This is a genomic window from Limosilactobacillus equigenerosi DSM 18793 = JCM 14505 (genome assembly GCF_001311375.1).
Classification (GTDB): domain Bacteria; phylum Bacillota; class Bacilli; order Lactobacillales; family Lactobacillaceae; genus Limosilactobacillus; species Limosilactobacillus equigenerosi.
In genome coordinates, this window is record NZ_BBAS01000005.1 from 45,531 (window position 1) to 67,437 (window position 21,907).

Here is a 21,907-nt window from a genome sequence, read left to right on the forward strand (position 1 = left end):
TGACTGTATTTATTCAGATCCAGCAGGATGGTCCGTTTTTTTCGGATTTAAGGTTACCCAAGTTGGTAAATCATAGTTTTTCGCAATGTAGTGCATTACATACCCCATTGGGAGTTTAAGCTGTCCGACTGACAAACTCTTGGCGCGTAATAACACATTTCCTTCATCCGTCCGTTCGGGCACAAAATTAAGCGCAAATTTAACTTGGACGCCCATAAATTTGGTGGTCCCGACCACCGTGGCATATTGCTTGCCGACCAAAAATTCATATTTAACTTGCCGGTTCTTTAAAAAGCGATTGAGATAATTCGCTGACAAAGTATTCACTTGCGAACGATTCAATAATAATTCCACCGATGAATCCGTCGGTTTGGGGGCTGGAGTTTCAATTCCTACTTTGACGGGCCCGGTTGCTTTCACCGCCAGGGTGCCAATCCCAATCACGTTCACAGCTAATAACAGCCAAAATAATAACTTATACCAATTCCGTTGTTTCATAACTAATTTCCTGCCTTAGTTTCATATTCAAATTGATCATGTTGTTGCATGTTTTTGAGCAAGGCCGCCGCCATCTTTTCATACCCACGATGATTAGGATGATAATTATCCCCCGTCGAAATATATTGATTCAAATTGCGATTCGTTTTCATCACCTTGACGACTTCTTGTTGCTGCGTTTTACCACGATTAGCCGATTCCGTCCGCGCTACTAACGATGACCGTTGGGCGGCAGTTTGATATTGGCCATACGACATCGTTTGTTGAATATTGACGAAATACGTTTGCGGATGCTTGGTCAACGTCTGTTTAGTCACCCGATTCCATTGCGTAACGGCATCATTCATAGTAGTGATATTTGGAAAGTAAACGTAATAGGGATTATAAACACTAATCACAAAAATTGGCGCGTGCGGATTAACTTCACGGATTGCCCGGTAGAGTCGTTGCAATTTTTGCTGATAAGTATGCGCTCCCTTAGCTACAGCTTGATCAACTTGCTTGGCGCTCGCTCCCGGTGCTTTCGCGTATAGTAGTTGCGATAAATCATTGCCGCCCACCGTCATGACAATCACATCCGCATGTTTAAGCCCGGTTTTAATCTGTGGTTGGGTATTTAACCGTTTTAAAATTTGATCCGAGCGATCCCCACTCTTCCCAAAGTTAGCAGTTACAACTTGATTATGGTATTGTTTGGCCAAGGTTTGCTTAATAATCCCCACGTAACCACCTTGCTTAGCTTGATCGCCGACCCCTTCGGTTAACGAGTCACCAAGCGCTGCGAGATGAATTTGTTTTTTCACCACCCGCTGTGCGGATTGTGTACCTGGTTGCGGCGATGAGGTTAGCTTTTGGTAAGCCACCCCACCTCCTGCGGCCACCCCCGCGAGCACTACTAAACTAATAATCCACTTCTTCATTAACTTTCACCTTAATATTAAAAGAGCCTGCGACTAGACCTCTTTCTTCACTATTCTGTGTAGTATAACAAACAATTAGCCCCTTCTCCGGTATGGGTTGCAATCACCGGTACCGTCGTCCGGACTAAAATTTCAATCTCGGGGAAGGCTTGGTGCAATTGAGCTTTTAACCATTCCATTTCACTGCCGGCGTCCACATGCGAAATCCCAATCATCTTCACTTTCGGACCAGCTTGCATCTCAGCAATAATGTCCTTCCAAAGCTTATGCATCCCTTTAGTCCCGCGTACTTTGGCTGGAATATCAATCACGCCATCATGGACATATAACATTGGCTTGATATTTAAGACCCCCGATAGCATTCCGGCGAATCGACTCACGCGGCCCCCCGACACGAGGTTCTTAACATTATCAATTCCTAAGTAAATCTTCGAACGCTTTTGAACATCTTTACATAAAGTAATTAATTCTTCCACCGTGGCGCCATTTTCAATCGCTTTGGCTGCTTCTAAGACTTGGTAACCTAAACACCGATCCGTCGTATCAGAATCGAGTACCGTTACCTTGGTCTCGGTCATCGTGGCTGCTTGTTCGGCCGCATGAACAGTGCCACTCAAACTTTCCATCATATTAATACAAAAAAACTTCGCTCCCATCCGCGCCAAGGCGATCAAAGGCATCCACAAACTTACCGATTGGTGGTTGCGATGTTTTGGGCAGTTCATCGCTAGCTTCCATCTTGGCCACGAATTCATCATTCGTAATTTCTTCGCGCTCAACGTATGTTTGACCGTCAATCATCACATTTAATGGCACGATGGTAATATCGTACTTTTCGATTTCGGCCTGTGTTAAGCCCACGGATGAATCAGTTACTAACTTAATCTTCGACATAGTTTTACACTCTTTTCTCGCAGTTTGCTATAATGAAACTAATTTCACAAATCGGTTTCATCGCTGATAATTCTAGTATAACAAACCGATTTCAAGAATGCATGTTTGAACAAAAAAAAGTGGGGATTGATTAATGACACAAACTAAAATCAAATTACGGCAACTATTAATTGAAATTGGCAATGCCGTGACGCACGGCTTAGGGGCCTTATTAGCAATCGTGGGGCTCGTCGTCTTATTAGTCCACACGGCAGCTAATCCAGCCTTGATGACGCCGATGCGAATTGTGGCTTTTTCCATTTACGGTTTCATTATGATTATCTTTTACCTTGCTTCAACCTTATTTCACTCACTGTACTTCACCCGCGCCCGCCACGTCTTTCAAATCATTGATCACTCGATGATTTACTTAATGATTGCGGGGTGCTATACCCCCTATTGTTTAGTGGCGATTGGAGGATGGCAGGGCTGGACCTTGTTAAGCATTATTTGGGTGATGGCGATTGCCGGCGTTGTTTACAAGAGTCTGTACTTAAACAAAAAAGCCACCTCTCAACCCTGATTTATGTCATCATGGGTTGGATGTGCCTTTTTGCACTCGTCCCCCTTTACCATGCCTTAGGAACGGTTGGGTTTGGCTCTTATTTGCCGGTGGCGTTGTCTATACCTTAGGGGCTTTGTTATACAGCTTCCCGACTGATTATACGCATCTGATTTGGCATTGTTTTGTCATGGTTGGCTCGAGTTTAATGTATTTTTCAATTCTCTTTTACGTCTAGGCGGTGCCAAGTTTCAAAGCGTAACTTAACGCCATGCTCAATTAATGTTGTCTGATTAACTAATGTCCAAGCTTGCTCATCAAGCTTGGGCATTTTTGTATCGCTCGGATAAGTTGCTTCAATTACGGTCCGTTCTAAGACATCAACTTGCGCCTGCAATAACGCAAAAAGGGTCGCCCCACCGATAATCGCAACTGGTTCCAGTTGGCGGCGCTCGGCAATCACTTGGTGCAACTGAGCCTCATCATGGACAACCATTACCCCAGGAACCGTTAATGGTTGGCGCGTTAACACCACACTCGTTCGCCCCGGTAACGCTCGCCCAATCGCCCGCCACGTTCGGCCACCCATCACGATTGTTTTCCCCATCGTGACGGTCTTAAAATGCGCTAAATCGGCGGGAAAATGCCACGGTAATTGGCCTTGATACCCAATACCGCCGGTTAAATCCTCCGCCCACACAAAACTTAGGGGGTACTTATTCATCGACATATTCACTCAAGTACTCCCAGCGGGCCGTTTTTTCATCCAACGCCTTCGTCACAACATTTAATTGACCTTGCAGCTTCGCTAGCTTTTCATAATTATCGCCATTTTCGGCCATGGCCGTTTCGAGCTCGGCTTGTTGATTGGCGAGGTCATCGAGTTCCTCATTAATTTGATCCCATTCCAGCCGTTCTGCGTACGTTAATTTAGTCTTTACAGTTGGCTCCTTAGCCACCGCTGGCTGCTCAGTGACCTTCTTAACTGGTTTTGGCGCTGCGGTGGTTGCTTGATTAGCTTCCCGGTCTAAGTAATCGGTAAACAAGCCGACATGCCGATCAATCACCCCATTACCCTTAAAGATTAAGAGTTGGTCGGCCACTCGGTCTAAGAAGTACCGGTCGTGGGAAATCGTAATCACTGTCCCCGCGAAATCATCAAGATAATCTTCTAAAACTGCTAACGTCCCAATATCCAGATCATTGGTTGGTTCGTCCATTAATAAGACATTTGGTTGTTGCATCAAAATCTTAAGCAAGAACAACCGTCGTTTTTCACCCCCGGATAATTTCCGAATCAACGTTCCATGCATAAACCGCGGGAATAAGAACCGTTCGAGTAAGTTCGTCACTTCAATCCGTTCGCCATTTTTATCAACGACACTTTCCGCCACTTCGGATAAGTATTCAATCACTCGCTTATCTTCCGGAATCGGTTCCGTTTGTTGGGAATAGTACCCAAACTTAACCGTTTCCCCGATTTTAAGCGTGCCACTATCCAATGGTAGTTGTTCCATTAAAATCTTGAACAAGGTTGTCTTCCCGGCTCCATTGACCCCAGAAATTCCAATCCGATCGCCAGCTTGCACGAGCCAATTAAAGTCGTGCAAAATGGTTAAATCGTCAAACGCCAAGTTCGCATTTTCCATCGCAATCACATCTTTGCCGAGCCGTTGGGATCCCATTGTAATCGAAACATCTTGGTCAACTTGGAGTTTCCCGAGTTGATCTTTTAATTCGTTAAACCGATTAATCCGACCCTTTTGCTTCGTACTCCGGGCTTTGGCTCCCGTTTTAATCCAGGATAATTCCTTTTGATACAAGCTTTGGCGTTTCTTTTCGGTTTCTTGGGCTAACGCAACTCGCGCCGCCTTTTGTTCCACAAAGGCTTGGTAATTCCCATCATAATGGTACATTTCCCCAAATGATAATTCCCAAATATGATTCGTCACTTGATCTAAGAAGTACCGGTCATGAGTCACAATTAAAACTGCGCCCGCATAGCTCGCCAAGTAATCTTGCAACCACACAATCGAATCGAGGTCCAAGTGGTTGGTGGGTTCATCTAAAATTAGTAAATCGGGTTGTTGAATCAACACTTGCGCCATCCCAACCCGTTTAAGTTGGCCACCCGACAATTCACTAATGGGTTGGTCTAAATTATCAATGTGGAGTTGGGTCAAAATGGTTTTAATTTGGCTTTCAACTTCCCACGCATCCGTTTGGTCCATTTGGGTTTGTAGCTTCGCATACCGATCCGCTAATTGCGCATCATTCGGATTCAAACTATACGCCGCTAACACCTCTTCATACCGCCGGATTAAATCAAAGACCGGTTGTTCCCCAGTAAAAATGGCTTGCGTAATCGTTAAATCAGCTGGTAATTGGGGTTGTTGGCGTAAATAACCAATTGTGTAATCACCGGGTTTGATAATTTGCCCTTGATCGGCATTCGTATCACCCGCAATCACATTTAATAAACTCGTTTTTCCACTCCCATTGGTCCCAATTAGCCCAATGCGGTCGTGTTCATTAATTAAAAAATTGACATCTTGAAAGAGTACCTTTTCACCATACGTACTCGTCAAGCCTTCTGCCGTAATGTTTGCATCTTAATTCTCCTCGTCAGCGGTCGCTGCTTGAATCAATTGCGTGGTTTCATTAGCTAGTTCGCCCGTCACCACCGCCGTTAATAATTGCTTTAAAGCCTGGCCTAACGCCGGCCCTGGTTGCAAGCCGGCTTGGATTAGTTGCCCGCCGTTCACCGCTAATTCCCGTTGATTATGAATCGGCAGGTCGCGGTATTGTTGTAACGCAGACGTTTCATCAAACGAATGCCCTAATAATTGCGCTACGGCACTGGCCCCGCGAATAATAACTTCTGAAGCCGCAAAGCTGACCATCGCGTCAACAGTTCCCGTCATCGCTGCTTGATAATAAGTTCGTTGTGCTTGGACCAGTTTAATTAAATCATTGGATAATTTCCACGACTTTAATTCCGTGTTAATTTGCTGGTGGTCCCAACCATTCGTTACCGCCACGACTGTCCATACCGTGGCCGGCGTCGTTAATGGCCACGTAGAAACGGTCATTAATTGCTTCAAGCCCGGGGCAATCGCTGCTAAGACTGGCGCAGCATCAATAACCCAGTTTGGTCCATTAACTGCAAGGCCGGGACTGGTTGTTGACCGAGCATTAGTTTTTCAAATTCCACTTGAATCCGTTCAACGGCAATTTTACTTAATAAGGGGGCATTTTGCCTTAACCCATCAATGGTTGCCGGATCAATCGTGAAGTTCAATTGACTCGCAAAGCGAACAGCCCGCATCATCCGTAATGCATCTTCGTTAAACCGTTCATTAGCGTCGCCCACAGCGCGAATAATCCCGGCGTTTAAATCTGTCATCCCATCAAACAAGTCAATCACTTCGCCACGCGGATTCATCGCTAGGGCATTAATCGTAAAATCCCGGCGCTTTAAATCTTCGGCTATTGACCGGACGAAGGTGACTTCATCAGGCCGCCGATAATCTTGATACCCTGATTCGGTCCGGAAAGTCGTTGTTTCATAGCCTTGTCCATGATCAAGAATCATTACCGTCCCATGTTCAATCCCTGTATCGACCGTCTTTTTAAAAATCGCCTTAATTTCACTTGGATAGCACTCGTAGCGATATCAATATCATGGAGGGGCTTACCCAATAAGGTATCCCGGACACAACCACCGACAAAGTAAGCCTCATACCCAGCTGCTTCGATTTGTTCTAACACTGGGGCCGCGGCGATAAATTCCGCTGGTAATTGTTCAATCTTCATTAGTAATCCCAGTCCGTTTCTGCTTGTGCTAACCGTAACGCCATCTCTTCGTCAGTTGGAACCAACGCTACGTAGCGTTGTAATTCATCCAACATTTGTTCGCGATAACCCATTAATTGATAGAATGCAACTAATTGCTTTACAAACGTTGGATTCGTTTCAAAGCTTGGCCGGGCATTTTCAAACGCTTGGCCGGCTTCATCAAATTGTTCCAGCGCCAGGTAAGATTGCGCCGCATTCCATTGTGCTTGCGGATCAATCCCATCGTCCTCATCTAAGGATGCTAATAAGTTTAGATTATCTTGATGCCGACCTTGATCTAACAAGAAATTACTATATTGCAACGTAATCGTTTGGTTTTCAGGATCTAATTGGTGGGCTTTTGCCAAGTATTTGTCCATTAACTGGCTATCACCCAAATGACTGGCATAGTCCGCTGCTTGCGCATATAAGGATTCATTGTATTCGTCATAGCCCATCCCTTCTTGCAAGGTTTTAAGCGCTTGCTCAAAGTTATCTTGCTTGGCGTAAACTTGCGCTAACGCCGGATAAGCTGACGTATATTGTGGATCATCTTTGATTAAATCGCTTAACGTAGCGGCCGCGGATTTCAAATCACCCGTATGTAATTGAATTAATCCGATTTGCGCGCGAATATCACTGGACCGGTATTGGCGATCAACTTGTTCTAAGTATCCCAAGGCTTGATCAAACTTACCGGCTTGGGCGTAAGCCATTCCTAAGCGTCCCGCAATATCAACCTTAGCAAATTCTAATAACCCTTGTTGAATCAACGCAAAGTAATACGGAATTGCTTGTTCAGCCTTCCCAACTAACCGGTAAAATTCCCCTAAGGCAAATAAGACGGCGGGTTCTTCCGGCGCGATTTGGTAAGCAATTTTTAACTTGGCTTCGGTAACTTCAAATTGTTCTTCCGTTTGGTATAAATCGGCCGCAACTAATAATGCTGATAAATAAAAATCCGAATCCGGCTTGATTTGATTTAGGTAACTTAACGCTTCATCATTATGATCATTATCAATCGCAATTTCGGCTAACACCGTCCGTAAGACATCTTCATCCGGGTATTTTTCCAATAATTTTAAATACACGCGTTGCGCTTGGTTGTTAAAGCCGAGCCCATATAATTCTTCCCCCAAACTAAATAAGGTATCATCATCATCTTTGCGTAACGCCCACGCAAAGGATTTCTTGGCGGCATCTAATTGGCCCGCTTCAATTTCATCTAACATGCGTTGTGAATATGACATTTACTGCACTCCTTTATCATTCGCTGCTTCAGTCCCACTCCTAATTCCCCTGAGACAAAAAAAATGAGGATGCAACAGCCATCAAGCTTGTTACACCCTCAAATAAGCAAGTTAAGGATTACTTAACAGCATCCTTTAAGGCCTTACCTGGCTTAAATGCAGGAACCTTGCTTGCTGGGATTTGGATTTCTTGACCAGTTTGTGGGTTACGACCCTTACGAGCTGCACGTTCACGAACTTCGAAGTTACCAAAACCGATAAGTTGTACCTTTTCACCGTTAGCTAATGCCTTTTCAATTGATGAGAAGACAGCGTCAACAGCGGCCGTAGCGTCCTTCTTCGTTAAACCAGTTTCGGCTGCGACATTGTTTACTAATTCAGCTTTGTTTGCCATGTGGATTTCACCTCCCATTGACCGAATTTTAAAATGTTGCTTAAATTTGGAGTGGTCCCAAATTAACGAAATAATAGCGATATTTCTAACATTTCATATGGTATATTATCATAGAATCGTTGATATGACAACATTTAGCGTCCTTTTTGACCCAAAGTTAACTAAATTTGCCATTCGTTTAACAACTTCTTTATTGCCGTTGCCGTTTAATAATATGAATTGGCGTCCCCGTAAAGTCAAACGCCGCCCGAATCCGGTTTTCTAAGTACCGTTCATATGAGAAGTGCATTAAGTCCGGATCATTCATAAAGATAACAAACGTCGGTGGTTGAACTGCCACTTGGGTTGCATAGTAAATCCGTAACCGCCGTCCATTTGACGTTGGCGCTGGGTTGGCTGCCACCGCATCCATTAAGACGTCGTTTAAGACCGCTGATTGTACCCGCCGGGTGTGGTGTTCATAAGCTTCTTGCACCATGGCCGGCAACTTGTGCAACCGTTGCTTGGTCTTAGCGGAAACGAAAATAATTGGGGCATAACTTAAGTATTGGAATTCTTGCCGGATTAAATTCGTGAAGTCCGTCATCGTCCGTTGGTCACGGTCAGGAATCGTATCCCACTTGTTAACCACGATTACAATCGCCCGGCCCGCTTCATGCGCGTAACCAGCGACGTGCTTATCAAGTTCGCGAATTCCTTCTTCAGCGTTCAAGACAAATAAGACCACGTCGGAGTCATCAATCGCCCGCATTGACCGCATTAAAGCATACCGTTCCGTGTTTTCGTATAACTTACCTTTTTTTCTTAATCCCGGCCGTATCAACCATCGTAAATTCTTGACCATCAGGCGTCTTGAATTCGGTGTTAATTGAATCCCGCGTGGTTCCGGCAATATCAGAAACAATCACCCGCTCTTCGCCGAGCATCGCGTTCACGATTGAGGATTTTCCAACATTCGGACGACCAATGAAACTAAAGCGGATCTTCTTATCATCAATTTCGTCATTCTTTTCTGGGAAGTGCTTGATAACTTCATCTAATAAGTCACCTAGCCCGACCCCATGGACACTTGAAATTGGGTAAGGTTCACCCAAGCCTAAAGAATAGAAATCATAAATTTGCGTCCGCCGTTCCGGATTATCGACCTTGTTAACGGCTAAGACGACCGGCTTATTGGACCGGTATAAAATTTTAGCTACTTGTTCATCAGCATCCGTGACCCCGTTTTCAACGTTCACGACCATTACAATCACATCCGCTTCATCAATCGCCACTTCTGCTTGTTCCCGGATTTGGGTTGATAATGGTTGGTCAGACATTTCAATCCCCCCAGTATCAATCATACTGAAGTTTTTCCCTAACCATTCTCCATGGGCATAAATCCGATCCCGTGTTACCCCAGGGGTATCTTCAACGATTGAAATTCGTTCCCCCGCAATCCGATTAAATAAAGTTGATTTACCGACGTTAGGACGACCTACGACGGCTACAATTGGATTTGACATGGAATTCTCCTTTAAAAATAAAGAGGTTGAGTTTGACCCAACCTCTTTTGATTTAATGATAAGTAATTAAATTACTTACCAGCGTTCTTTAATTCGTCACCGATTAAGTCACCAAGAGTAAATCCGGTTTCTTCTTCAGGGGCATCAGCCACGAAGTTGTTCGTGTTGTTACGACGACGTGGACGACGGTTGCCACCGTTGTTGTTATTGTTTTCAGCACCAGCTGGAGCTTCTTGTAAGGCCTTGATTGAAAGACCTAAACGTTGCTTATCAGCTTCAACGTTAAGTACCTTAACCTTAACTTCTTCCCCAACCTTAAGGACATCAGCAGGCGTTGCGATGTGCTTGTGTGAGATTTGAGAAATGTGAACTAAACCTTCAACACCAGGGAAGACTTCAACAAAGGCACCAAAGTCCGTAAGACGCTTAACAGTACCAGTTAATTCAGCACCTTGTGGGGCCTTTTCTTCAATGTTATCCCATGGTCCAGGTAACGTTTGCTTGATAGAAAGGGAAATCCGTTCCTTATCAGCATCAACGCTTAAGACCTTCACGTCAACTTCTTGACCAACTTCTAAGACATCAGCTGGCTTAGCAACGTGGTCGTATGAAATTTCAGAAACGTGAACTAATCCGTCAACCCCACCAAGGTCGATGAAGGCACCGAAGTTCGTCATCCGAGCAACCTTACCCTTAACAACGTCACCGGCAGCTAATGAACCGAAGATCTTAGCAGCTGCTTCAGCGTGTTGTGCTTGAACGATTTCCTTGTGTGAAAGGATCAAACGGTTTTCGCTTGGTTCAATTTCCACAATCTTGAATTCAAGTTCTTGACCCTTGAATTGGTTTAAATCATCAACGTAGTGATCAGTAATCATTGATGCAGGTACGAAACCACGTACTCCAGCATCAACAACCAATCCACCACGAACGGCTTGCGTAACCGTAGCCGTAATCGTTTCGCCAGCTTCGAACTTAGCTTGTACTTCGTCCCAAACCTTCATGGCTTCTAAACGACGGTGTGAAAGCAAGTAGCTCCCGTTTTCCTTATCGCTGCCGATCTTTGAGATAACAACCAAGTCTAAGACATCCCCAACCTTAACAACATCGTTGATGTCCGTAACTGGCTTCGTTGAAAGTTGGTTGGCAGGAACAATTCCTTCAACCCCGGCACCTTCAATCCCAACGACTGCTTGGCGATCGTCATCGATTTGCAATACCTTCCCCTTCACAACATCACCAACGTTAACTGGCTTGATGCTGTCAAGTGCTTCTAACATCGCGTTCATAGTTTCATTTTCAGCCATCTAATAAAATCCTCCTAGTGACAATTAACTCTGATTACTATTTTACTAAATGAAATCCGCTTTGACTAGTGTTTTAACCGATTTGTTGAGTTTTTTTCGATAATTTCACTAATCTCGTTCACAACTTCCTCAATCGTTAAGTGCGTCGTATCTAAGCGAATCGCATCGGGCGCTTGGGTTAATGGCGACACTGCCCGCGTGGAATCCTTTTGATCCCGTAATTCAATCGCTGCTTGTAATGCTTCGATTGATTGGGTTGGTAATCCCCGTTGCTTATTATCTTCATACCGCCGCCGGGCCCGTTCATAAGCCGAAGCAACCATAAAGATTTTAACTGGCGCCTGAGGCAAGACCGTCGTTCCAATATCACGACCATCCATGACAATATTGTCGGTCGCCGCAATTTCCCGTTGCATGGCCACCATGGCCGTCCGAACTTCACCAATCGCTGCGACGGCTGAAACATTAGCCGCCACTTCGCTCGTCCGAATCAATTGGGTCACATTTTGGTCGCCTAAGAAAACTTGTTGCGGATCCCCCGCTTCAAAGCGGAGTGGTAAATGTTGCGCAATTTCAATAATCGCTGCTTCATCATCCATAGCCACTCCTTGTTGTAAGGCCGCTAGTGTCACCGCCCGGTACATCGCACCAGTATCACAGTAGATAAAGCCAAACTTTTGGGCAACTAACTTCGCCACCGTACTCTTACCGGCTGAGGCTGGTCCATCAATTGCTACTTGAAAACTCGTCATTAACTCTCTCCTTACCGTACTCGTAATTGTTGCCCAGGTTGTAAGTTAGCACTTGAACTTAAGCCATTCAGTTGCATCAATTGTTGCACCGTAATTCCGTTGTTAACAGCCACTCGGTAAAGACCTTGCCCCCGTTGCACCGTCGCATAGTTAGAGCCAGTGTTGGTCGTTTGGGCAGCCGGTTGTTGAGCTGGTTGGGCTTGAGCTTGGTTAGCATTGGATTGACTCGCTTGACTAGCTTCCTTAGCAGCTTTTGCGGCTGCCTTGGATGAAGCTTTCGCTGCCTTTACTGACTCCCGCTTTGCCTTGGCTGAATCAGCCGCCGCTTGCTTCTTTTCACTAGCACGTTTTGCCTTTGCGGCCTTTTCCTTAGCTAATTTAGATGACTTTTTCGCCGCGGCCTTCTTCTTGGCAGCTGCTTCTGACGCTTTCTTAGCGCTTGCGGATTTTTCAGCCGCGCGCTTTGAAGCTTCTTCTGAATGCCGCTTGTTAGAGCTTTCCACCGCTTCCGTTTGTGGGTGACTAAACTTATTTTGATTTTGCACCCAGTAAATCACTGGCGTAGCAGCTAAGCCGACCACCAAAATTACTAACAACGTTAATAATTGGTTCCCCATCCGCTTTGAACGCACCGCCTTGGGGTCATCTTCAAGCGAAACTTCTTCAACAACTGGTTCATCACTACCTGGTTGCTCCGTCTGCGTGGCGTCATCCTTAACTTCCGATTCATCTAACCCCGCCGTTGGATCGACTTCTGGGGCTTCGTCAAACGTCTTATTCCATAATTGGTCATCCGTTGGTTGCTTTTCTGGTTCTTTACTCATGGTATTCCTCCATCTAAATTAATCTCGCATTCTATCATATCATTATTTTCAAGGGTCGGTCTACTAGTTAAAGAATTGTTTTAACCGCTTTTCCCACGCCAAGGGATTTTGCTCCCGATTTGGAACTTCCCACGCTGGTAAATCCAACGTTGCTGGCGTCCAAGCGGGTTGACAGCCATCGCAACACCGCGCCTGACTGGCTCCGGTTTCACCAAAATACCGCCAAATTAGCTGCCGCCGACAACCTTGCACTTGCAGATAACTTTGCATCCACTGTAATTGTTGCGCCAATTCAGCCTGATGCGGCGCTAAAAAGGCCGCCAGTTCGCTTGGCGCAATTCCATGCGTTAAGTAAAATTGTAAAATTTCCCGTTGCTCGCCTAACGCGCTCGCTGGTAATTGACGGGCTTGGACTTGTTCCAAAATAGGTACGGGTGGGATTTCAATTTGGTTTAAGCTTTGTGGGAGCAATTCATCCCCCGGGGCATTCAATAAAATTGCCACACTTGGTTGCCCATTCCGGCCCGCCCGGCCAACTTCTTGCACATAGTCATCCAAACTCTTCGGTAAATGATAGTGAATCACATACCGAATATTATCCTTATCAATCCCCATCCCAAAGGCACTCGTTGCACAAATGACATCTAATTGATCGCGCATAAAATGTTGTTGAATTCGATACCGTTCCAAGGCGTCCAACCCCGCGTGGTACGATGAGACTTGCAGCTCAGTTGCGGCTTGTAAGGCGGTCGCCATTTCGTTGGCTAATTGGCGACTGGAAAAGTAAATAATCCCTTGGCCACCAAGTTCCTTAACCAAAGCTAATAGGCGCTGTTGCTTCGTTGCCTCGTCCGCCACTTTTTCAACCGCAAAAAAAGATATTCGGCCGGTTAACTGATTCAACAATTTGCGTCACTTGCGTTTCCACCAACCCGAGTCGGGCCAAAATATCAGTTCGGACTTTGGGCGGGGCCGTGGCGGTTAACATTAACAACCGCGGTGGGTTTAATTGCTGTAAGACATCTTTAAGCAATAAATATTCAGGCCGGAAATTGGGCCCCCATTGCGAAATACAGTGTGCCTCATCAATGACCACCAAGCCGATTCCTTGGCGTTTTAAGGCCGTTAAGATTTTCGGTTTCACCAACGTCTCTGGTGAAATAAAAATAAATTGATACTCCCGTAAATGCTGTAAAACTAATTGTTGTTCTTGATACGTCAACGTTGAATTTAACATGACTGCCCGACCATGCCCATGTTCGCGGATGCGGTTAACTTGATCTTGCATCAACGAAATTAAGGGGGACACAATCACAATTGGGGCCTGAATTACGTAACGTGGCAATTGATACAAGAGGGACTTCCCGGCGCCGGTTGGCAAGACTGCCAGCGTCGGTTCCCCATTTAACACCGCTGTTAAGGTTGGTAATTGCCCCGGTCGAAAGTCAGCAAACCCAAAATGCGTCTGCAATAATTTATGCAATTGATCCGTTGTAATCGCCATATTCCTGATGACACCTCATAATTTGATATAACCGAAAGTAAAAAAACGCCACCGTTGTTTCAACCGGAAAACGGGCTGCATCATATTCCCACGTCACGGCGGGTTGGTCGCTATACTGTTTCAAAATTGCCAGGACCGCTGGTGGAATTAGCGAAGCCATTTGAAGCTGATTTGGCATTAAAATGGCCACTTCTAATAAGTGTTCCCGAACCGTACTGAGCTTTAAATAACGGCGTTGACTGATTTGTTCCATTGTTAACCCCTGTTGATATGCTTGGAGGGTTTTGGCAGCACTGCTAGTAATGGGGCGAGGATTAATTAAATCACTCATTAACGCTGCCAACGGTCCCCCTTGTTGGGCAATCCCGGTCGCCATAAACAACCAGGTATCCCGAATCATCAGCCGCACTTCAGGTAAGGCAACCGCTAATTCAGCGGCCGCTTGCCGCTCAGTCCACCCAATTAAATGATACCCAATTAAGCGATAGGTCCACACTATCGCCAAGCGTTCATCATGTTGCGCTAGTTGCGCTACCAGTTGAGTGATTTGGGTTTCAATTAACGTTAAATCTGATTTGGCTAACGCTTGCACCCATTGACGCACCCGTTGCATTTCAAATTCATTTAAATTAACCGGTACATAGTGAGCGTGTTGGTGCTTAAATTCCGAAATCACTTGCAAGGCGAGTAATAATCGTTGGGAATATTGATCAACATTTGTTACCCACGCCCACGCCCCGAACTGACTTTGGTAGTGTTCTCGTTGCCAATTACTTAAATGGTCAGCCCCGGCACTCGTTAACCAAGCTTGTTGGTCCGCTTGTTGCACCCAACCTCGTTGTTCCCATTGCCGGATCATTCGTTCCCATTGACCACGCGTTAACTGGCGCCGCGCCCCCAGCATCCCTAAAATATGGTAATTATAGGCCCAAAATAAAGTCGCCTCCGACCGCCGCCCGCGCAAAATATTTTCAATAACTCGTAACCGCCGTGGTTGTGGACTTAGTAACTGTAATAAATCTTCTTCCATTGGCTCCCCTTCCCTTACTAAAAACGGTCGATTCGTTCGCTTATTATAACGTAAGCGTAACCAATCGACCATTCTTTTTACGATTTTTGATATTGTTTTACCACGCCTTTGAGTGAATTAGCTAATAGCGCAAACAACGCGGCTAATATCAACCCTTTCAAGACATTGAACGGCGCCACCCCGAGCGCAATTAATTGTCCCATCGGCACACTTGTGCCAGCCCCAAACTACTGAATACAGCGGGACTAAAACCCATAAGTTTAGTAAGGACATGACTAGCGTTAACGTAATAGTAGCTACTGCCCCACCAATGTAAAGGCGTTTGTATAATTTCCATTTGGGATGTTGAAAGGCCCAATTGAACGGAAAAATTAAACAGGCGGCTGAAATTAAATTGCTTAATGAACCTAACCAGTCGCCCCCTACCATTAAATGCAAGACAACTTTAATCGCAGCAGTAGCTAACCCACTCCAAGGGCCGAAACACCACGTGACCAAAATTACCGGCAAATCAGAAATATCCAATTTCAAAAAGCCGGCTACGGAAAATGGGTTCGGAATTTCGAAAATCATTAAAATAAAGGCAAGCGCCCCATGATCGCTACCATCGCCATCCGTTGTAAGCGTAAATGTGAATTCGTCATGATCTAAACCTCCTCAAACTTTGCGAGATTTATCTCCAAAAAAAGAGGACACCAAAAAAGATGCCCTCAATTAATCTTCTGCATACCAGACTTTACTGTCGGCACCTGGAATTTCACCAGATTCCACCACGATTGTGGGTTGCGGGCTATACCGCCGGTCGGGAATTACACCCTGCCTTGAAGACAAACCTATTCACTTTGATTTCACTTGTTCAGTGTATCACTAGTCGGCATTAGCGTCAACGGTTTAGCGTTGGCGTCGTCCCCGTCGTGCTGAACTTTGCGTTAACTTGGCTGGTCGTTTTCCTTGGCGGTGCCGAGGGTTACGACCCGATTTAACATTGGTTCGCTTGGGTTTCGTTGCTGTGGCTACAGCCTTTAATTCCTCGACTTCTTGTGGCCGTAATTCGCGCCATTCGCCCGGTTGCAACTTACCAAGCGTTAATGGCCCATAACTTTCCCGGTGTAATTTCATCACGGGGTGACCAACGGCTTCTAACATCTTTTTCACTTGGTGGTAACGACCTTCATGAATCGTTAATTTTACAATTGAGGTGTGCTTTTGGTCGTCCGTACTCGTAACTTTGACCTTCGCGGGTTTCGCTTTCCGACCATCAATTTTAACCCCCAGGCGTAATTGTTGTTGATCGTCGTTTGATAATGCACCCTTAATTTTAGCAATATAAACCTTATCAACTTCAAACTTTGGATGCATCAAGCCTTGGGCTAAATTCCCATCGTTGGTCATGATTAACAAACCAGTCGTATCATAATCCAACCGCCCCACTGGGTACAACCGCACCGTGACATCTTCGGCGTCTAATAAATCAACGACCGTTCGCCGCCCCTTATCATCATGGGCTGAACTAATCACGCGGCGAGGTTTGTTTAACATGTAATAGGCTAAGGCTTCGCGTTCAATCGGGACCCCGTCAACTTCAATATGATCTTTACTCGTTACCTTTGTCCCGAGTTCGCGCACCATTTCGCCATTGACTGTCACATGACCAGTCGTAATTAATTTTTCTGATGCCCGCCGCGAAGCTACCCCCGCTTGGGCCATCACTTTTTTGTAATCGTTCCATCTATTCTGCTTCCTCATTGATTGCTTGTTTTGATTGCAAAGCTTGTAAGAAAATATCGCCTGCTAACGCCGCTTCATCCGTCGTTGGTAACGCTGGTAAATCTGCCAACGTCGCCAAGTTAAAGTAGTCTAAGAAGGACGCCGACGTAGCATACCGAAATGGGCGTCCGGGGACATCCAAACGGCCCTTCGTTTCAATTAGCCCGCGCATCATTAACTTTTGAATTGATCCGGAGCTCTGCACCCCCCGGATATCATCAATTTCCAGCCGGGTAATTGGTTGCTTATAAGCAATAATGGCTAAGACTTCTAATAAGGCGTTGGTTAATGGAACCGTTAATGGCGCTTCAAAGTACCGCTTCATAATCGGTGCTAATTCGTTTTTGGTCGCTAATCGATACGTTTGGTCACTTTGTAGTAGTTGTAACGCACTTTGCTCATCAGTTTGATACCGGGTTTGCAACTGCGTTAATAATTCGGTCACCGTTGCATTCGGTAAATTTGTACTGTTAGCGAGTTCACTAACCGTAATCCCTTCGTCGCCACTAATGAAGAGTAAGCCTTCTAATTGCGCTAATTTATCCATGTTGATACTCCGCTTTCTTGGCGCCTGGCAAGATAATAATTGGGGCCAGGGGCGCACTTTGTTCAATTTTAATCGCTTGATATTTGGCTAAATCTAAAATCGCCATTAACGTGGTAATTAAATTATCCCGGGTCTTAGCATCAGCAAATAAATCTTCAAACCGAGTTGGGCCCGTCACCGTCGCTAACACATGGTCAATTCGTTCGGCGACCGTAATTGGTTCCGCTTGAATGGTTTGCGTAGCTGGCTCGCTAAAATGATGTCGTTTCATCACCGCCGCAAAGGCTGCTTGCAATTCATCCAATGAGACCCCGGGGGCAAACGAAGCTTGAATTAAATCGGTTGGCACCGCCATCGCTTCCCGAGTATACGCTTGCGCCCGTTCTTGTTCCTTATCCTTCAAGTTGGCTGCCGCTTGCTTATAGCGTTGATATTCTAACAATTGACTAACCAATTCTTCCCGTGGATCAATGGTTTCATCCGGTTCGGGATCAAACTCCACGGTTGGTTGGGGCAGTAACATTTCACTCTTAATCGCCATTAAAGTCGCCGCAAGCACGAAGTATTCGCCAGCCACTTCTAATTGATGGGCGGTTTCCTGCCGTAACACCGCCATATATTGATCAGTAATCGCACTGATTTCAATATCGTAAATATCCATTTCGGCCTGCTTAATTAGGTGAAGCAACAAGTCTAAGGGCCCATCAAAATCTTGTAAGTGTAAGGTAATATCACCGACGTGGCGCGGTAAATTGGTTGCCATTGATTTTCTCCTCATACTGCCGGGCTTTTTCCCAGCTTGATAATAATGATTGGGTCGTTAATGTCCCCATTAACCGATGTTCAGGATAGCGTTGCTTGAGCTCATCAAAAATCGCAAACATATTGCGACCGGAGCGATCGCCTGGTGACAACGCAAATTCCCGTAGTAATACATACGTGGGGCCAAGTTCCACAATTACAATTCCGCTGACCTGATTAATCGTGGGATTTTCCCATAACAAGACACTCCGCGGTGTAGTTAAACCCCAATCTAATAATTGATTTAAATCATCATAATTCGTTGCCCGATTGGTAATAAACGATAATAATCCGAGCGCAATTTTTCGATTTTCTTTTCGATATGTTTCTAACATGATGCGTGCCTCTAATTTGAACCTAATAACGTCTGAATTAACGTTGGCGGCGCTCCGTTTTCCTGTAAACGGGCTGCGAAACTGGCCCGTAACTTAGCGGGGGTAAAGTCTGCCACACCCGCTTGACGCCCCGCCTGTTTAACCCGTTGCCAAACAGCTTGCCGAGTAATTGGCTGCTGCCCACGCGCTTCAAATAAGTAAACTTGTGCGGGGGACAGCATCGTCAGGTATTCTTTGAGCGTGGTCGCTGTTAAATCATCGTACAAAACCACCCGTTTCGGTAGTTGAATTACTTGTAACGCAGCTTGAACATCCAAGACCTTCACTTGCGTTAATTCTTGGGCCCGCATGCCAGTCGTATACAACAATTCAATCATCAACCGCGTCCGTAATTGTTGGGCATCGGTCACGGCTAGCTGATCCAGAACTTGTTGAATCGCTGCCCCCGTTAACGGCCGCACCGCGGTTGGCTGCGCCGTTGGCAATTTCATTTTATGAACGGGATTGGTTTGTACCCATTGTTGCTGTTGTGCATACGCAAAAAAATGGCCTAATTGCAGTAACTGGCGCCGTTGAGTAGTTGGGCTGGTCGTTTGTTGTCGTTGCCAATGTTGTAAGGACCATTGATCAATTTGGGTCCATTGCTGAATCCCAATTGACTGAAAATAATTTTTGAACTGTAAAACACTTTGATAATAAGCATCCTTGGTGCGCGCTTGTAACGGTTGGGTTAAGAGCCACTCATGGTAGCTCGCCACCCAATTATTCATGGTCATCGCTAATTAATTGCGTATAACCGTCTTGTTGCTTAACTAAACCGGCCTTCATTAAGTGACCAATCGCGCGCTTGAATTGGCCCTTACTAATCCCCAAGACAGCCCGAATTTCATCCGGATCACTCTTATCGGTTAAGGCTAACCGTTGATCAAGCGAATGTTCCAACAAGGCCATAATTTGTTGCGCATCTTCACCAATCGCTTCATAGGCCCGAGGTTTTAAGGATAGATTCAAAGCTCCGTGACTGGAAATACCAATCACCCGGGCATCAACATGTTGCCCTAACCGTGGTTCTTGATCCCGTTCACTCGGATGAATAAATCCAAGGCAGTAATCATCCGTCAAGACAAAGGACCCCGCCATCTTCAAGCGATACACCGTTCCCTTAACATTCCGGTTCTTCATTTTGGCTTGGGGTTTCGTCGCAATCGTTTGGAAAATTGCTTCATCAGCTAATTTTCCCCAAATCCGATCATGATTATCTACTTCCAAGGCCATTAATAATTTATCGCCGGGTTGCGGCCATAAAATGTTTCAAGCTTGGTAAATCATCTAAGGAAACCACAATATCTTTATTTGGCAACCCAATATCAACAAACACCCCGAGGTCCCGCCGGACACTGACCACTTCCCCAAAGTCATAGTGATCAACTTGGATGGTGGGAATATAATCACACGTCATTTGTAATTGGTGGTGGTTATTTTCATACACAAATCCTTGGACCGAACCCCCAATATGGAGCACTTGTGGGGCTTCATCCTTTGGTAAGCGATACGTCTTCCCGTTGCGTTCCGGTTGGACAAAGTAATCAGTTTCATTTTCATCAATCATCACGGCGGTGACAATCTTCCCTAAATCAGTGTTCATCGATTTCTCCTTCATTGCTAATCGTGATACTATTTTACCGGTTTCTGCTTGGAAACACAAACCAGCCCACATAAAAACGCGGGCCAAGCACCCGCGTTTTCACTAGTTGGATTTAATTGTTAATTACTTAACCGTTTGAATCCGCATTAAGTTCGTCGTACCGGCACCACCATGAAGAAGTCCGGCAACTACGATGATGTTGTCACCAGCTTCGGCAAAGCCAAGTTCCTTGGCCTTTTGAGAAGCCATTTCGAACATTTCATCAGACGTTGATGGTTGGTCAATCACAAATGGTTGAACCCCCCAGTTAAGCATTAAGCTCATTTGCGTCCGTTCATCGTACGTTAAGGCTAAGATATCAGCATTTGGACGGTACTTAGAAATCATCCGCGCCGTGTAACCACTCGTCGTCGTTGCCACGATCGTCTTGATGTTAAGGTCAGCGGCTGCCTTAGCAACGGCTGAACCGATCGTTTCCGTAACGTCTGACTTGTCAAAGTTAAACGTTTCCGTACCGTATTGAGCTAAGTTAGCTTCGGCCTTTTGGTCAATCCGTGCCATCGTAGCTACGGATTCAACTGGGTAGTCCCCGTTAGCAGATTCACCAGAAAGCATTGTTGCATCCGTACCATCAAAGACCGCGTTGGCAACGTCAGAAACTTCGGCCCGCGTAGGACGTGGGTTTTCTTCCATTGAGTCTAACATTTGCGTTGCCGTGATAACTGGCTTACCCATTTCGTTACAACGACGAATCATCATCTTTTGAATCATTGGCACGTTTTCGGCTGGTACTTCAACCCCCATGTCCCCACGAGGAACCATTAAACCATCAGAAACTTCCATGATGGCTTCGAAGTTGTCGATCCCTTCTTGTGATTCAATCTTAGGCAAGATGAGCACATCTTCCATGTTCTTTTGCTTAAGTAAAGCACGGATGTCTTCAATATCTTGTGGCTTCCGCACGAATGAAGCAGCAATGTAGCTGATTCCGTTTTCTAAACCAAATAGAATGTCTGAAGTATCCTTTTCCGTGATCCCTGGTAAGTTAATGGAAACACCTGGGGCGTTAACACCCTTCCGTGAACCTAACACACCGTTGTTAAGGACCTTACATACTAATTCACGGTTAGCATCGTCCTTTTCTTCGATTACCATGTCTAAAAGACCATCATCGAATAAGACGTGACCACCTTCGTTAACGTCGTCGTAAAGGCCATCGTACGTAACGGCAATCTTGTCCTTCGTTCCTTCAAGCGTGTCATCCATTGAAATGCGAACAACATCACCCGTGTGGAATGGAATCTTACCTTCTGCTTGTACCGTAGTCCGAATTTCGGCCCCCTTGGTATCAAGTAAAATGGCAACCTTCTTACCCGTCCGTGCTTCGGCTTCGTGAACATTGTTCATCCGACCCAAGTGTTCTTCGTGGTCACCGTGTGAGAAGTTAAACCGGAAAATGTTTGCACCGGCTTCAATCAAATTAGCAATTGTATCTACATCAGTACTTGCTGGACCTAATGTACTAACAATCTTTGTCTTCTTCATAAGAAATGTGT

The 21,907-nt window shown here is 45.5% G+C and carries 20 protein-coding genes, 6 pseudogenes and 1 riboswitch; of the genes and pseudogenes, 1 reads left to right on the forward strand and 25 read right to left on the reverse strand.

Features of this window, described 5'->3' with window-relative positions; translation table 11 throughout:
- Positions 1-9: 9 nt before the first annotated feature.
- The 3 genes and pseudogenes from JCM14505_RS03730 to JCM14505_RS03740 form a co-directional block, all read right to left on the reverse strand.
- Positions 10-498 (reverse strand): YpmS family protein, encoded by a 489-nt coding sequence (locus JCM14505_RS03730; protein ID WP_369395351.1) that lies wholly within the window; start codon positions 496-498, stop codon positions 10-12.
- A 2-nt stretch (positions 499-500) separates the two neighbouring features.
- On the reverse strand, positions 501-1,418 hold the full coding sequence (locus JCM14505_RS03735) for an SGNH/GDSL hydrolase family protein (RefSeq protein WP_054653043.1): 918 nt from the start codon (positions 1,416-1,418) through the stop codon (positions 501-503).
- A gap of 50 nt (positions 1,419-1,468) precedes the next feature.
- Positions 1,469-2,312 (reverse strand): annotated as a pseudogene (locus tag JCM14505_RS03740) (DegV family protein).
- 133 nt (positions 2,313-2,445) lie between these two features.
- Here JCM14505_RS03740 and trhA point away from each other — a divergent pair.
- Positions 2,446-3,091 (forward strand): annotated as a pseudogene (trhA, locus tag JCM14505_RS03745) (PAQR family membrane homeostasis protein TrhA).
- On the opposite strand, the gene JCM14505_RS03750 reads toward trhA, so the two are convergent.
- From JCM14505_RS03750 to pyk, 22 genes and pseudogenes are all read right to left on the reverse strand, one after another.
- Positions 3,071-3,577, reverse strand: coding sequence for a dihydrofolate reductase (locus tag JCM14505_RS03750; RefSeq protein WP_054653044.1), 507 nt, complete (start codon positions 3,575-3,577; stop codon positions 3,071-3,073). The pseudogene trhA and the gene JCM14505_RS03750 sit on opposite strands and share 21 nt — an antisense overlap.
- Entirely contained in the window at positions 3,570-5,441 is a 1,872-nt protein-coding gene (locus JCM14505_RS03755) for an ABC-F family ATP-binding cassette domain-containing protein (protein WP_439646034.1), read from the reverse strand. The genes JCM14505_RS03750 and JCM14505_RS03755 overlap by 8 nt, the downstream gene beginning before the upstream one ends.
- Before the next feature lie 24 nt (positions 5,442-5,465).
- Positions 5,466-5,945, reverse strand: a complete 480-nt coding sequence (locus JCM14505_RS10355; protein ID WP_369395354.1) for a tRNA nucleotidyltransferase domain-containing protein — start codon at positions 5,943-5,945, stop codon at positions 5,466-5,468.
- 29 nt (positions 5,946-5,974) lie between these two features.
- Positions 5,975-6,298 (reverse strand): tRNA nucleotidyltransferase/poly(A) polymerase-related protein, encoded by a 324-nt coding sequence (locus JCM14505_RS10360; protein ID WP_369395380.1) that lies wholly within the window; start codon positions 6,296-6,298, stop codon positions 5,975-5,977.
- Positions 6,290-6,669 (reverse strand): annotated as a pseudogene (locus JCM14505_RS10365) (CCA tRNA nucleotidyltransferase); the annotation flags it as partial. The gene JCM14505_RS10360 and the pseudogene JCM14505_RS10365, both read right to left, overlap by 9 nt.
- Positions 6,669-7,940 (reverse strand): tetratricopeptide repeat protein, encoded by a 1,272-nt coding sequence (locus tag JCM14505_RS03765; protein ID WP_054653048.1) that lies wholly within the window; start codon positions 7,938-7,940, stop codon positions 6,669-6,671. The pseudogene JCM14505_RS10365 and the gene JCM14505_RS03765, both read right to left, overlap by 1 nt.
- A gap of 118 nt (positions 7,941-8,058) precedes the next feature.
- Positions 8,059-8,334, reverse strand: a complete 276-nt coding sequence (gene hbs, locus JCM14505_RS03770) for a non-specific DNA-binding protein Hbs (protein ID WP_054653050.1) — start codon at positions 8,332-8,334, stop codon at positions 8,059-8,061.
- A gap of 190 nt (positions 8,335-8,524) precedes the next feature.
- Positions 8,525-9,839, reverse strand: a pseudogene (der, locus tag JCM14505_RS03775) (ribosome biogenesis GTPase Der).
- Positions 9,840-9,910: 71 nt separating this feature from the next.
- On the reverse strand, positions 9,911-11,146 hold the full coding sequence (rpsA, locus tag JCM14505_RS03780; RefSeq protein WP_054653052.1) for a 30S ribosomal protein S1: 1,236 nt from the start codon (positions 11,144-11,146) through the stop codon (positions 9,911-9,913).
- Between the two features lie 65 nt (positions 11,147-11,211).
- Positions 11,212-11,898 (reverse strand): (d)CMP kinase, encoded by a 687-nt coding sequence (gene cmk / locus JCM14505_RS03785; RefSeq protein WP_054653054.1) that lies wholly within the window; start codon positions 11,896-11,898, stop codon positions 11,212-11,214.
- Between the two features lie 11 nt (positions 11,899-11,909).
- The gene (locus JCM14505_RS03790; RefSeq protein ID WP_054653056.1) at positions 11,910-12,722 is read right to left on the reverse strand and encodes a LysM peptidoglycan-binding domain-containing protein; all 813 of its coding nucleotides are present in this window, start codon (positions 12,720-12,722) and stop codon (positions 11,910-11,912) included.
- A gap of 63 nt (positions 12,723-12,785) precedes the next feature.
- Positions 12,786-13,628 (reverse strand): helicase-related protein, encoded by an 843-nt coding sequence (locus tag JCM14505_RS08945; RefSeq protein WP_225352249.1) that lies wholly within the window; start codon positions 13,626-13,628, stop codon positions 12,786-12,788.
- Positions 13,585-14,226, reverse strand: coding sequence for a DEAD/DEAH box helicase (locus JCM14505_RS08950; protein ID WP_156249826.1), 642 nt, complete (start codon positions 14,224-14,226; stop codon positions 13,585-13,587). The genes JCM14505_RS08945 and JCM14505_RS08950 overlap by 44 nt, the downstream gene beginning before the upstream one ends.
- Positions 14,198-15,256: a helix-turn-helix domain-containing protein gene (locus JCM14505_RS03800; protein WP_056995737.1), complete on the reverse strand. Its 1,059-nt coding sequence runs from the start codon at positions 15,254-15,256 to the stop codon at positions 14,198-14,200. The genes JCM14505_RS08950 and JCM14505_RS03800 overlap by 29 nt, the downstream gene beginning before the upstream one ends.
- 117 nt (positions 15,257-15,373) lie before the next feature.
- Entirely contained in the window at positions 15,374-15,829 is a 456-nt protein-coding gene (locus JCM14505_RS03805) for an ECF transporter S component (protein WP_263848947.1), read from the reverse strand.
- A gap of 140 nt (positions 15,830-15,969) precedes the next feature.
- Positions 15,970-16,089: riboswitch (FMN riboswitch) on the reverse strand.
- 187 nt (positions 16,090-16,276) lie between these two features.
- Positions 16,277-16,985, reverse strand: a pseudogene (locus tag JCM14505_RS03810) (pseudouridine synthase); the annotation flags it as partial.
- A complete protein-coding gene (scpB, locus tag JCM14505_RS03815) occupies positions 16,986-17,570 on the reverse strand; it encodes an SMC-Scp complex subunit ScpB (RefSeq protein ID WP_054653060.1) in 585 nt (194 codons plus the stop codon).
- Complete coding sequence (locus JCM14505_RS03820) at positions 17,563-18,333, reverse strand: segregation and condensation protein A (protein WP_054653062.1); 771 nt, start codon at positions 18,331-18,333, stop codon at positions 17,563-17,565. The genes scpB and JCM14505_RS03820 overlap by 8 nt, the downstream gene beginning before the upstream one ends.
- Positions 18,302-18,706 carry a hypothetical protein gene (locus tag JCM14505_RS03825; protein ID WP_054653064.1) on the reverse strand — a complete coding sequence of 135 codons (405 nt, stop codon included), beginning with the start codon at positions 18,704-18,706 and terminating at the stop codon, positions 18,302-18,304. The genes JCM14505_RS03820 and JCM14505_RS03825 overlap by 32 nt, the downstream gene beginning before the upstream one ends.
- Before the next feature lie 11 nt (positions 18,707-18,717).
- On the reverse strand, positions 18,718-19,482 hold the full coding sequence (locus tag JCM14505_RS03830; RefSeq protein WP_054653066.1) for a tyrosine-type recombinase/integrase: 765 nt from the start codon (positions 19,480-19,482) through the stop codon (positions 18,718-18,720).
- Positions 19,469-20,351, reverse strand: a pseudogene (locus tag JCM14505_RS03835) (CvfB family protein). The gene JCM14505_RS03830 and the pseudogene JCM14505_RS03835 overlap by 14 nt, the downstream one beginning before the upstream one ends.
- Positions 20,352-20,474: 123 nt before the next feature.
- Complete coding sequence (gene pyk, locus JCM14505_RS03840) at positions 20,475-21,896, reverse strand: pyruvate kinase (protein ID WP_054653068.1); 1,422 nt, start codon at positions 21,894-21,896, stop codon at positions 20,475-20,477.
- Between the last annotated feature and the right edge of the window lie 11 nt (positions 21,897-21,907).